Origin of the sequence: Sagittula sp. NFXS13 (assembly GCF_040148795.1) — a bacterium.
GTDB classification, from domain to species: domain Bacteria; phylum Pseudomonadota; class Alphaproteobacteria; order Rhodobacterales; family Rhodobacteraceae; genus Sagittula; species Sagittula marina.
The window spans coordinates 383,894-396,489 of the sequence record NZ_JAGEMH010000002.1 but is presented as its reverse complement, the minus strand read 5'-3'; the positions used below and the strand labels follow the sequence as shown (position 1 = coordinate 396,489).

General features: G+C 62.6%; 13 protein-coding genes. 8 read left to right on the top strand and 5 right to left on the bottom strand.

Features of this window, described 5'->3' with window-relative positions; genetic code table 11:
* The first annotated feature begins 428 nt into the window (after nt 1–428).
* Entirely contained in the window at nt 429–1,256 is an 828-nt protein-coding gene (gene dapD, locus J4E08_RS06260; protein ID WP_349537748.1) for a 2,3,4,5-tetrahydropyridine-2,6-dicarboxylate N-succinyltransferase, read from the top strand.
* Nucleotides 1,257–1,374: 118 nt separating this feature from the next.
* Nucleotides 1,375–1,698, top strand: coding sequence for a DUF8846 family protein (locus tag J4E08_RS06255; RefSeq protein WP_183963001.1), 324 nt, complete (start codon nt 1,375–1,377; stop codon nt 1,696–1,698).
* Nucleotides 1,699–2,519: 821 nt separating this feature from the next.
* Here the strand turns inward: J4E08_RS06255 and J4E08_RS06250 are convergent.
* The 5 genes from J4E08_RS06250 to J4E08_RS06230 form a co-directional block, all read right to left on the bottom strand.
* Entirely contained in the window at nt 2,520–3,275 is a 756-nt protein-coding gene (locus J4E08_RS06250) for a FadR/GntR family transcriptional regulator (RefSeq protein WP_349537747.1), read from the bottom strand.
* Between the two features lie 8 nt (nt 3,276–3,283).
* Complete coding sequence (locus J4E08_RS06245) at nt 3,284–4,594, bottom strand: TRAP transporter large permease (protein WP_349537746.1); 1,311 nt, start codon at nt 4,592–4,594, stop codon at nt 3,284–3,286.
* A 2-nt stretch (nt 4,595–4,596) separates the two neighbouring features.
* On the bottom strand, nt 4,597–5,175 hold the full coding sequence (locus J4E08_RS06240) for a TRAP transporter small permease subunit (protein ID WP_349537745.1): 579 nt from the start codon (nt 5,173–5,175) through the stop codon (nt 4,597–4,599).
* Between the two features lie 77 nt (nt 5,176–5,252).
* Nucleotides 5,253–6,278, bottom strand: coding sequence for a TRAP transporter substrate-binding protein (locus tag J4E08_RS06235; protein WP_349537744.1), 1,026 nt, complete (start codon nt 6,276–6,278; stop codon nt 5,253–5,255).
* Between the two features lie 678 nt (nt 6,279–6,956).
* Complete coding sequence (locus J4E08_RS06230) at nt 6,957–7,421, bottom strand: hypothetical protein (RefSeq protein WP_349537743.1); 465 nt, start codon at nt 7,419–7,421, stop codon at nt 6,957–6,959.
* 200 nt (nt 7,422–7,621) lie between these two features.
* On the opposite strand from J4E08_RS06230, the gene J4E08_RS06225 reads away from it, so the two are divergent.
* The 6 genes from J4E08_RS06225 to J4E08_RS06200 are packed head-to-tail and all read left to right on the top strand — an operon-like array spanning nt 7,622 to nt 12,467.
* Nucleotides 7,622–7,924, top strand: coding sequence for a type 1 periplasmic-binding domain-containing protein (locus tag J4E08_RS06225; RefSeq protein WP_349537742.1), 303 nt, complete (start codon nt 7,622–7,624; stop codon nt 7,922–7,924).
* A gap of 2 nt (nt 7,925–7,926) precedes the next feature.
* On the top strand, nt 7,927–8,214 hold the full coding sequence (locus tag J4E08_RS06220; protein WP_349537741.1) for a type 1 periplasmic-binding domain-containing protein: 288 nt from the start codon (nt 7,927–7,929) through the stop codon (nt 8,212–8,214).
* A 5-nt stretch (nt 8,215–8,219) separates the two neighbouring features.
* Nucleotides 8,220–9,659 (top strand): sugar ABC transporter ATP-binding protein, encoded by a 1,440-nt coding sequence (locus J4E08_RS06215; protein WP_349537740.1) that lies wholly within the window; start codon nt 8,220–8,222, stop codon nt 9,657–9,659.
* Entirely contained in the window at nt 9,656–10,591 is a 936-nt protein-coding gene (locus J4E08_RS06210) for an ABC transporter permease (protein WP_349537739.1), read from the top strand. The genes J4E08_RS06215 and J4E08_RS06210 overlap by 4 nt, the downstream gene beginning before the upstream one ends.
* Before the next feature lie 5 nt (nt 10,592–10,596).
* Complete coding sequence (locus J4E08_RS06205) at nt 10,597–11,538, top strand: ABC transporter permease (RefSeq protein WP_183962674.1); 942 nt, start codon at nt 10,597–10,599, stop codon at nt 11,536–11,538.
* A complete protein-coding gene (locus tag J4E08_RS06200; protein ID WP_349537738.1) occupies nt 11,535–12,467 on the top strand; it encodes an SMP-30/gluconolactonase/LRE family protein in 933 nt (310 codons plus the stop codon). The genes J4E08_RS06205 and J4E08_RS06200 overlap by 4 nt, the downstream gene beginning before the upstream one ends.
* Nucleotides 12,468–12,596: the final 129 nt, after the last annotated feature.

The window sequence follows — 12,596 nt, the reverse complement described above, 5'->3', positions numbered from 1 at the left end:
TATTCACGGAAAACTCGAAACTGTCATCACGGGCAAGAGCGCGCAGGGAAAGACCGCCTGCGCCGTCTCGAACCTTGGAGGTGTACGCCGAGTGAACGCCCTGATTTATGCAGGATAGCGGCGACACCAAGGACAGCGCCGCACAGCGCATGTCATTGCCGGGCGTGGCGTATCAGACGCTGTACACACGCTCGAACGGTCAAACGGGTGTGATGATCGGGGGCCGGCCGCTGATGGCGTGCTTATCCTGCGCTCGATTTCGGCCGCACCGTTTCAGGCGATACCGCTGCACTTACGCGGTTTCTGTCGGACATCATCGCAGAACGACAATAACGCGACACGCAACCGATCCGACCTGACGAATTGCCCAAGGGGCTTTGCATCGCTATAGGGCGTTCAACCAGTTTTGCCCGAGGGGAGAGGATACCATGTCCAACGCACAGCTCGAGACCGCCATCGAAGCCGCCTGGGAGGCGCGCGACACCATCACACCCGCCACCACAGGCGAAACCCGCGAAGCCATCGAAGACACGCTGAACGCGCTCGATTCCGGCAAGCTGCGCGTCGCGGAAAAGCAGGAAGACGGCAACTGGCACGTCAACCAATGGGCCAAGAAGGCCGTGCTGCTGGGCTTCCGCATCAAGGACATGGAACAACAAGACGGTGGTCCGCAGGGCTCCGGCTGGTGGGACAAGGTCGATTCGAAATTCAAGGGCTGGGGCGCCAACCAGTGGAAGGCCGCGGGCTTCCGCGCCGTGCCAAACGCCATCGTCCGCAAATCGGCCTACATCGCGCCCGGCGTGGTGCTGATGCCGTCCTTCACCAACCTCGGCGCATACGTTGACGAAGGCACCATGGTCGACACATGGGCCACCGTCGGTTCCTGCGCGCAGATCGGCAAGGGCGTGCACCTGTCCGGCGGCGTCGGCATCGGTGGCGTTCTGGAACCCATGCAGGCTGGCCCGACCATCATCGAGGACAACTGTTTCATCGGCGCGCGCTCTGAGGTGGTCGAAGGCTGCATCATCCGCGAAGGGTCTGTTCTGGGCATGGGCGTCTACATCGGCCAGTCCACCAAGATCGTCGACCGCGAAACCGGCACCGTGACCTACGGCGAAGTGCCGCCCTATTCCGTGGTGGTTTCCGGCTCCATGCCGTCGAAGAACGGCATCAACCTGTACTGCGCCGTCATCGTGAAGCGCGTCGACGAGCGCACCCGCTCCAAGACCGGCATCAACGAACTGCTGCGCGACTGACCCCGCGCATCACGCATCCACCGGGGGCGGTCCGAACGGGCCGCCCTTTTGCGTCTTTGGGGGGCCTTCGCCCGCCTGTATGCTTGACATCCCGGCCCGTCCGGCGCATCCGCGCAGCATGGAAAAGAAGACGCGCACACAACAGGTCTACACCCTTCTGGTCGAAGTCGGTCGCAAGGCCGAAGACGGTCTGCCCGACAAGGCCACTGGCGCCGCGCTGATGTGCTACGCCTCCGGCGTGGACGAGGCAGAGGCCGTGCGCGAAACCGTCGCCATTCTCAAGCAGGCCGATCTGGCCCCGCTCGACGTCACCGGCTATGGCACGCGCGAAGAACGCATCGCCCAAGGGCATGAGATCGACGAGGAAGAGGCCGACCTGATGGACCGCGCCCTTGCCGAGAACTCTGTCATTGTGGCGCAGGTCACGCCCTTTTACGACTGATCGCCCCCATTGGGTCAGCGTAGCGCGGCGGCCACTCCTGTCGCGCCGCGCTCAGGTGTCAGACTCGTTCGCAGGCCCTGCGCTGCAAAGCTGCATAAAACCGCCAAACAGTTCTGACTGGATCCAGACATCCAATGTTCCACGCTCGAAAATCGGGACGGCGGGACGAAGCGGGCATCGTCTGGAGGCGCAACCAAAACCGCCTTCGCGGTGGAGGCGGTGTCGATCACCCTGCTTCGTTTACTGCATACAGATGGCACACCGCCACCTCCTCAGACCTTGCGAATATAGCTGCACGATTTCGACGCCAGAGCCAAATTGCTTCACTCTGGGTCCATCTCATGCCGGGGCTGAACACCGGGCCTTTCTGCGCTGTGGCGCGCATGTTGGACGTGGGTGGGTGCCGCAGCGAACGGCTGCGACACCCGCTTTTGCACGGGCACTCGGATCACGCTATTCCCCGCGCAAAAGCCTTGGATAAACGGAGGAAACTCAGCTGGTTATCAGAGCAAAAGGCGTTGGAACTGCACCCTTGATGCCTTTGGTCCCAGATACCTTGGTTCTGGAGCATCCGGTGCGCTGAACCAAAGCCGCTCTGCAAAGCAAAGGCGTAGGGGGGGGCGATGGCGACAGTGGCCATTGGCGCGGCGATGCCTGTCCCAGCCGCAAACCAGTGGTCTGCACGTCAGCCGTCCACGGGATGAAGACCCAAGTCCGCCTTGGAAAACCCAGATCGCGGTCGTGCGTCACCGTGGGCCGTGCCCGCTTTTGCCTATCGGGTGCATCCGATCAGAAGCCACCGATGCAGCCACGCCTTGTTCCTACGGCGCCTCGGCCTTGTCTTCTGGACCACTTGAAGGCTCGGGAAACGTCGCCAAACCCTTTCGCAGGTGCGTGCGGGTAAGATATTGGAATGCAAGATGATCCGAGGCCGCCACCGCCTCGAGGATGGCATCATGTTCCATGGAGGTCTCGCCCTCGATGATCCGTCGCGTCTTGCCGTGCTGCATGATCCGCAGGATCACCGGTTTCATGATGCCGTAAATATCGAGAATCGATTGGTTGCCGATCAGCGAAATCAGCTTGATGTGGAACTGGAAGTCGAACTCCGACGCCTCCACAATGCTGCGCGCCTGAACCATCTGGCGGTTCAGCGCACGCAGCTCGGCCAGGTCGTCCCTGGTGACAGCGTCGAAGATGGCCAGCGCGGTGCCCGTTTCGATCAGCTCGCGAAAGCCCTGGATGTCACTGAAGGTCCGGCGCGATATCTCGCCTACGTTGAACGAGAAGATGTCGAAGGCCCGGTTGATCCGCTGGTCGATAAGTGTCGCGCCGACCTTGGGACGCACATCGACGATGCCATAGGCCTTCAGCATCCGCATCGCCTCGCGCACCGTGTTGCGGCTGATTGCGAACCGGCTGCAAAGCTCTCGTTCGGTCGGAAGCTTGTCGCCCACGGTCAGCCCGTCGGTGTCGATCAGCTGGCGGATCTGGGCCACCACCTGATCGACAGCCGATCCTCCCCCGGTGTCTTCGGAGGTGTCGCACAAGTCTGACCCATCGGATTTTTCGCTCAAGACATCCCTCATATCAGCCAGGTGGCGATTGGCGGGAAGAACAGGATCGTCGCCAGGACCACAAGTTGCAATGCGATAAAGGGCAGAAGTGCGACATAGATGTGCTTCAGCGTGATTTCCTTTGGGGCCACGCTTTTCAGGTAGAATGCGGCGGGGCCGAAGGGCGGCGTCAGGTAGGACACCTGCATGTTCACCGCAAAGAGGATACCGAACCAGATCGGATCATAGCCCAGCTGCACCACGATGGGCACGAAGATCGGCAAGGTCAGCAGGGCGATGCCGATCCAGTCAAGGAACATGCCCAGCACCAGCAGGATCATCATCATGACCATGATGATGAACACGGGTGCAGCGTCGATCCCCAGGATCGCCTGGGCCACGAAGCGGTTGCCGCCCATCAGGTTGTAGACGCCGACAAGCACGGCGGCGGCGATCCCGATCCAGATGATCATTCCGCAGGTCTCGAGTGTATGCACAAGGCTGTCCTGCACCATCTTCAAAGTCAGCTCGCGCCGCAGCAGGGAGATGATCAACACGGCCGAGACACCCATGGCCGCCGCTTCGGTGATCGAGGCGATGCCGCCGTAGATCGACCCCAGCACGACGAAGACGATGAACAGGGGCGCCGCCAGCGCGCGCAAGGCAGAGGACACGGATTCCTGCGCCATTTCCTCGCGCGACATCGGCGGGCCAAACTGCGGGTTGCGCCAGCAGAGGAAAAGCACATAGGCCACGTAAAACCCCAGCAGCAGCAGCGCTGGCGTGATCGCGGCGATAAAAAGATCCGCAATCGAGGTATTTGCCACCAGCCCGTAGATGATCAGCACGATGGAGGGCGGCATCATCGTTCCCAGCGATCCGCCGGCACACACCACGCCGATGGACAGGCTGCGGTCGTAGCCAAGCCGCAGCATTTGCGGCAGGGCGAGGATGCCAAGCAGCACGATCTCGCCGCCGATAACGCCGGACATGGCGGCCATCAGGATCGCGACGATCAGCGTCTGGACCGCAACGCCTCCGGGCAGGCGCCCGGCAAGGATACGCATTCCGTTAAAGAGAGACTTCGCGATGCCGGACCGATCCAGCAGCGCCGCCATCAGGATGAACATCGGAATGGCAACAAGGGAATACTCGGTGATGAAGCCGAAGATCCGCGAGGTCACCAGCGGCAGGGCCATGGGGCCGAACCAGCCGAATGTGAAGACAAGCGCGACACAGCCGGTGACCCAGGCCAGCGGCTGGCCGGTCAGAAGCAGCAGGAAGATCGCGCCAACAAGAAGGTAAGACCCGTATTCGATCCCGATCGAGCTGAGATCCATGGTCAGTGCCCCCTTTCAGTCGCAGAGGTGTCGGGTGTTTCGCGCCGGATTGCCGCGATCAGGTGAAAGACGGTCTGAACGAACATCACCACCACACAAATCAGCACCAACAGTTTCAGAAGCGCCGGCGTCGGCGGGTTCCAGGACGTTCCGGTGCCCTCGAGATGCAGCGCACCCGACGGGTTGAACCAGGATTTTCTGACCATGATCCAGCTCGCAAAGGCCAGGCCGGCAAAGAACATGAGCGCGACCAGAGAATTGAAGATATCGAGCATCCGCCGCCGCCGTGGGCTGACGGAATCGTAGAACATCCGCACCCGGATATGCTTGTCACGGGCCAGGGCGACCGGGCCGCCGATCAGGAAGACCCCGGCAATCAGGAAGGACGTCGTCTCATGCGCCCAGAACGTCGGGCTGTTGAACACGTAGCGTGCGAAGACTTCGATCACGGTGATGAGAAAGGCGGCGAAGATCGCCCACGCCAAGACCTTCGTCGATCCGGCGATGGCCCTGTCCAGTCCTGTGCGGATCTCGGCTTCGTCCTGCCCGGCTGTGTCTATTATATCGCTCTGATCGGCCATTTCCGGCTCTCCTCCTGCCTGTATGGGCCACGCCCGGCAGATGGATGTCCGGGCGAGGTCGTTTTTTTTCGAAATGATCAGAGCAGGTTGCGCCCCTCAAGGTAGGCGGTCACAGCGTCGTAGTAGCGTTGCGTCATCTCGGTCTTGGGCGCCCAGTTCTGCCATTCCTGTTGCGCGATGCGACGGAATTTGGCGCGCTCGTCACCCGACCAGTTGATGATCTCGATCTCGGGATTTTCCTTGGCCTTCTCTACCGCGGCGGCATCAAGCTGACGCACCGAATAGATGTGGTTGAAGCTGAACTGCTTGACCGAGACTGTCAGAATTTCTTGCAGATCCTCGGGCAGGCTGTCCCAGACGCCCTTGTTGATCGAAATGTCGATCATCGGCAGCGAGTGGAAACCGGGGTAGAGCGGATAGTGCGCGATGTCGTTCATCCCAAGCGACTGGTTGGTCGCAAAGACGGTGTTGTCCGCAGCATCCACCACGCCCTTGTCGAGCGCCGAGAAGATCTCGGACCCGGGCAGCGACACCGGCGCGGCGCCGGCTTTCGAGAAGATCTCGTAGACCATACCTTCGGGCGCGCGCAGCTTGACGCCCTTCAGATCTTCGACCGTGCGGATCGGCACCCGCGACACGAAGGCTTCGGGCTCCGTCGCCGCGGCTCCGATGAACTGGACGCCGTAGGGCGCGACCAGCTCGGCATAAAGCTCGTTGCCGCCGCCGCTTTCCATGAAGCCCAGAAATTCGAACGGATCGCTCCATGCTCCGACGAGGTTGCCCATCATGGCAAAGGCCGGGTCCTTGCCCGAGAAGTAGCTGGGGTCGGTCAGGTGGCCCTGCAGGATGCCCGCGCCAACCGCCTCGAGCGTGTCCGTATGCGGCACAACCGCGCCGATCGGCAGGATCTCGATCTCGATGCGGCCACCGGACAGGAGGCCGACCTCGTCAGCCCATTTCTGCTTGTTCTCGAACCCCGGTTCGCCGGCGGTTTCCGAGGTTTGGAACGTCCAGTCGTAGTCCGCCGCCGCCGCGGCACTGGCAAGGCTCAGCGCCGAAATCGCAACGGCGGCCAGCCCGGAAAGCCTCTTGATGAAATGCATGTCTTCCTCCCTTTGATCCAATCCCGGTTCCCCTCCTCCAGAGCGCCGGGTGGGCTTTCCAGCCCTTTTGGTTGGACAAATAAGACATAGACCCGATTCAATATCAACATTGCGTGTGTACCCTTAAGAATGTTTTCACGCGCCCCGACTTGCCGAATTGGGGAGTAATCTCTCTTTTCATGCGGACTTACGCAAAACATGCTGCGGTATTGTGCCAATTTGCGCCTCGTGGCCTGAGAAAAAAGGAGGTCACTCGAATCGGCAATCTTCTCCGCCCAAACCCGCATTTGTCGCCCAGATGGGTTGAACAGCGCCCGAAGCGCGCCCTCGAATTGAGGACACATCAAGGTGGCTCGTGCAGTTCGCGGGCTGCTTGGCGTCATTCGGGCCGCGGATCACACCTGCCGCAGGGCAAACCCTCGGCCAATGGCATCGTGAAACAAGGCGGCACCGATCGTCCGGAACGGCCAAACCGGTCTGTCAGGCGTTCGGGTGCCAGCGTACCGAGCGCTGCGGTCGCGATCCAAGGCGATTTCGGACTGCCGGCCTTTCGAGAGGCATGTTTCTCGTTGCGACCTTTACGGACCGGATGACACGCCATGCCTGCTCCTGAAACCGCCGGCTTTGCTGATCCCTGGCAACTGGGGTCAGCGCCGCTGCCCTCGTCTCAGGACCGGTCTATTGGTCACGCTGTTCCAGCCAAAGCTCCAGGGCGCGTGCGGCAGCGATCATCGTTTCCACGTTGATGGTGCGGGTCACAAGCGCCCGATACACGGCACACGCACGTTTGTTGACCAAGTCCTGGTCGTCCTCTTCGACTTCGAGCTTCTGGTAGATGGACAGCAGACGGTTCTGAACCGAACGCACCGACATGGCGCGCCTTTGGGCGATGCCCTTGTCCGTCATGCTGATGGCCAGATCGATCAGGACGTTTTGCTCGGAATCCGTCAGCCCATCGCGGGTGGCGCTGGCCCGCGCCTGAAACCGATGCACGCCGGGGTCGACCATGATCTGCCCCTCGACCCTCACTGCACGCAGGGCTGCAACAGCCTCGCAAACGTTGTCTTTCATGGTGGTGTCGGCCTCTCCTGCATGGGCCAGCCCATGTTTCCTGCGGTCGATGAAGGCCGGTGTGCGCATCATTGCGATGCGAGTTCCCGCAAAAATTGTGCGCGCGCCTTAGTTTACAGGTCAAGCGTCGCCGCAGAACATCTGCCTCGGACCGTCGCCGGAAGGGAGGCCCCAAAACCAGCGCCTGTCCTTGAATGACGCGCCCAAGGGAGGAAACCGTCCAATGAAGACCTTGCTGCTTGGCGCGGCAGCCATTGCCATGGCTGCAACCGGTGCCCAAGCTGATACGTCCGGAAAACGCATCGCTCTGTCCAACAATTACGCCGGAAATTCGCGGGCTGGCCGGGGTTTTCTTCGATGAAGAAATCTCCGCCGGCATCCAACAGGGGATCGAGGAAAATCCGCAGTTCACCATCAGCGGATCGGTGTACGGCGACTGCGCCCAGGGCGTGGCCCAAAAGGCCGTGGCGGGCATCCTGCCGTCGCTGGAAGTTGTCGGCGTCGTGACGCAGGGCGGTGACGGTTATGGCACGGCAAGGGCTTTTGACGCGGCCGGGCGCGACACCCCCCCCTGATCGTGCTGGGCAACCGCCAGGACGAGCTGCTCTGGTGGGCGGAACAGCGGGATGCCAACGGCTACGAGACGATGTCTCTGTCGATTGCTCCGGGTGTCGCATCGCTGGCCTTCTGGGTCGCACAACAGATCCTTGACGGAGCAGAGGTTCCCAAGGATCTGACCGTGCCGTTCCTGACCGTCACGCAGGATACGCTGGACGACGTGCTGGCTGAAACCCCCGAAGGCTCTGTTGCCAGCACCACCTACGAACAGGCCGACGCGCAGGCCGTCATCAAAGCGGCCGAATAACCGCCATGACGCTTGCGACTTCGCCCAGCGCGTCGATTGTCACCCTGACCAACGTCGAAAAGCATTTCGGCCCGGTCAGGGCGCTTTCCGGTGTCAGCCTTTCCATCGGTCCGGGCGAATGTGTCGGACTTGTGGGCCACAACGGTGCCGGCAAATCCACGCTGGTCAACCTGATCAACGGTGGGCTGGCGCCCTCGGCGGGGGAGGTTTCCTTCCCTGCCTCCGGCGCGACGCGGGCGCTGGAGGCAGGCGTGCGGTCGGTCTTTCAGGAGCTGTCGCTGTGTCCGAACCTCACCGTCGCCGAGAACCTGCGTATCTCTCACGACAACCTTCGCGGCGTGGGATGGCGCAAACGCGCGCGCACTGAGATCGCAGCCAGCCTGGACAGCATCTTTCCCGGTCATGGCATCGACGCCGATACGACCGTTGACCGCCTGACGATCGCAGAGCGGCAGATGGTGGAAATCGCCATCGGCTTTGCGCCGCGGGGACGGGATGCGCGGCTTGTCATCCTTGACGAGCCGACGTCATCGTTGGACGCTGGCATCGCGCAGCAGCTTTTGACGCATATCCGCACCTTTTGCGCCAAGGGCGGCGCGGTCGTCTTCATTTCCCACATGATCGGAGAGATCTTTCAGGTCGCCTCCACCATCGTGGTGATGAAGGACGGCAGGATCGTCGCCTCTCGGCCCACCGCCGAATTTACGCGTGCGACCCTGGTCGACCAGATGGGCCACGTCGCGGCAGAAACCACGGACGCCGTCGCGCAACGCAGGGCCCCGGGCGAAGAGGTCCTGCATACGGGTGACGGGCTGGTGGCAAGAAAGGGCGAAGTCGTGGGGCTTGCGGGCCTTGCGGGGCACGGCCAGGCCGAGGCGCTGGCGCAACTTTACCTTGAACGGACCTCTGCCTGGTGGGGCGCCAAGGTGCCAAAGGTTGTCTTTGTCGCCGGGGACAGGGGCCGTGACGGCATTCTGCCGCTCTGGTCGATCCTGCGCAATGCGACGGTCTCCATCCTGTCGCAAACCGCGCGGCACGGCCTTGTGGACCGCGCGGCAGAAGCGCGCGTCGCCGCCGCGTGGAAAACCCGGATCGGCATCCGCACCGACGATGTCCGCAACCTGATCCTGTCGCTTTCCGGCGGCAATCAGCAAAAGGTCCTGTTCGCGCGGGCACTGGCATCGGATGCGCCGATCGTCATCATGGACGACCCGATGCGGGGCGTCGACATCGGGACCAAACAGGACGTCTACGCCATGATCCAGTCCGAAGCCGCCCGTGGCCGAACCTTCCTGTGGTATTCGACCGAGACCGAAGAAGTCTGCCAGTGCGACCGCGTCTTTGTCTATCGCGACGGACGGATCTCGGCCCGGCTGGACGGCGCGGACATCACCGAAGACCGCATCCTCGAGGCCTCTTTCCAGATGCAGGAGGCCGGCGCATGATCCAACTGTTCGCCCGCCATCGCATCCTGCTGCCGGCCGTGTCGCTGATCGTGCTGCTGGCCGCCACCTTCTATATGCAACCTCGCGCAATGAGCTATTTCGGGATCAACCTGCTGTTCAACCTGGCCATTCCCATCGCGCTGGCCACGCTTGCGCAGATGATGATCATGATGGTCAACGACATCGACCTGTCCCTGGGCGCCTTCATCAGTCTCGTGGCGTGCGTCACCGCGACGGTCCTGCATGACCAGCCGGTGCTCGGGGTGGCGATCCTTGCCGCCTTGATCCTGGCTTACGCCTGTCTGGGCGCCCTGATCCACTGGCTTGAATTGCCCGCCATCGTCGTGACGCTGGGCATGTCCTTCGTCTGGGCGGGGCTGGCGCTGATGATCCTGCCCTCCCCCGGAGGCTCTGCGCCAGCCTGGCTGCGGACGGTGATGACGGTCAAACCGCCGCTGTTTCCGATGGCGGTGGTCGCAGCGGTGCTGATCGCGGGCCTGTCCCATGTCCTTGTCATCCGTTCCGGCATCGGCACCGTCCTGCGTGGCGTCGGTGGCAACGCGGCCTCGGTCGGGCGCGCCGGCTGGCCCTTGCTGCGGCTCAAGGCGCTGGCCTATGCGCTGGCCGGGGTCTTCGGTGTCCTGGCCGGCATGGCGCTGGTCGGGCTGACGACCTCTGCGGATGCCAATATCGCGCTGCGCTATACCCTGCTGTCGATTGCAGGCGTCATCCTCGGCGGAGGCGAGTTCGTGGGCGGACGGGTCAGTGCTGTCGGGGCCGTCATCGGGGCCCTGACCCTGACGCTTGCTGCCTCGTTCCTGTCGTTCCTCAGGCTCAGCCCGGATTGGCAGATCGGGGCACAGGGCGCGATCCTGATCCTGGTGCTGACGGCACGGCTGATCTTTACCCGACGCGATCGCACACAAGGATGATGACGATGGTAAAAACCTTGCTGGGCCGGAGCTGGATCTGGTCCTGGATTGCCGCCGCGGCCGCCTTTGGCCTCATCATGCTCTTGACGCAAGGGCGAGGCGCGGAAGAGCTGGCCTACGCGGCCCTGTCCTTCGGGGCCTTCGCAGCCATCGTCGGCCTTGGGCAGATGATGGTCATCACGCTTGGGCCGGGCAACGTGGATCTGTCGATCCCCGCCACCATGACCCTTGCGGCCACGCTGGCGCTGAAGGGAATGGGATCCGATCCGGGCACCTCGCTGCTGGGTCTCGCCATTGCCATCGGCGTCGGCTGCGGTGCGGGTCTGGCGAATTTCGCGTTGATCTACCTGCTTCGCCTGCCGCCCATCATCGCGACGCTGGCCGCCTCGCTGATCTACCAGTCGCTCGCCATCTGGTCGAACCGCGGCTTGCGGATCAAACCGCCCGCAGATCTGGCGGATTTCGCAACGGGGCGCACCATCGGCATCCCCAATGTAGCCCTGATCGCACTTGTGCTGTCGGTTGTCGTCTGGATCGTGCTGGAACGCAGCGTCTTTGGTCGCTGGTTGCTGGGCTCCGGCCAGAACCTGCGCGCCGCGCGTCTTGCGGGCATCCCGACCCAGCTTGTGCGCGCCGTGACCTACACAAGCGTCGCAGTGCTGGCCGCCGTCGCCGGCTATCTTCTGGCCAGCTTTTCCGGCGGCGCTTCGCTGAACATGGGGCAGGAATACCTGCTCAGTTCGATTGCCGTTGTCGTGATCGGCGGAACCTCCATTGCGGGTGGCAATTCCAATGTCCCCGGCATATGGGGCGCGTCATTGTTTCTGTTCCTGGTCGTGTCCATGCTGAATTCCTACGGCCTGGGGGCCGGAGTGCGCATGTTGCTGACCGGCCTCATCATCATCGGCATCGTCATTGCCGCCAGCACCAGAAGGGGTCGCGCATGACTGCCCTGCCGCCACATCTTCAACTGCACGACGACCGGTTTGCGGGTCTCGTCCATCCGATGTCCCGGCTCGACCGGATCGCCAGCGGCCTGACCTGGACCGAGGGGCCCGTCTGGATCGGCGATCACGCCTGCCTGCTGTTCTCGGATATTCCGTCGCAACGCATCCTGCGATGGAGCAACGAGGACGGCGTCACGGTCTTTCGCCACCGGTCGCAATTCACCAACGGCAACACCCGTGACCGTCAGGGCCGGCTGATAAGCTGCCGCCACGGGCCACGCGATGTGGTGCGCACCGAGTGGAACGGATCCCTGACGATTCTGGCGCAAAGCCACGATCATGCGCGGCTGAATTCACCCAACGACGTTGTCGTGTCGTCGGATGGAGCCATCTGGTTCACCGATCCGACCTACGGGATCCTGTCCAACTTCGAAGGCTACCGCGCCCCGGCCGAGCAATCGGCCAACCACGTGTTCCGCATCGATCCCGACAGCGGCGCGCTCAAGGCCGTCGTTTCAGATTTCACGCAGCCCAACGGGCTGGCGTTCTCACCGGATGAAACCCGCCTTTATATCGCCGAAAGCGGGTCCAGCCACGATGCGTCGGTGCCCAGTATAATCCGTCAGTTCGATGTTGCCGGCACGGACCTGCGGGACGCCGGGGTTTTTGCAACGATCGATTGCGGCCTGCCGGACGGGATGCGCGTCGACGTGGACGGGAACCTCTGGACCTCGGCCGGGGATGGTGTCCATTGCTTTGCCCCGGACGGAACGCTGCTGGGCAAGATACTGATACCCGAAACGGTCGCCAACCTGTGTTTCGGAGGGGCGGACGGGCAATCGCTGTTCATTACGGCCTCTACTGCGGTCTACCGTGTCTTCGTTGAGGTCAAAGGCGCAGAACCCTGGACGCGTTCGGAGCAGGCTTGAGACAGCCGCGATCAGGGTGTCCCGCCAATGGCTGACTGGCAGGCAGCAACGGCGTGATGCGCCCGTCAGCACCACGCCATCGATGGGCCACGTGGGCACCCACCGTCATGGCGTCGTCCTGTTCGCGGA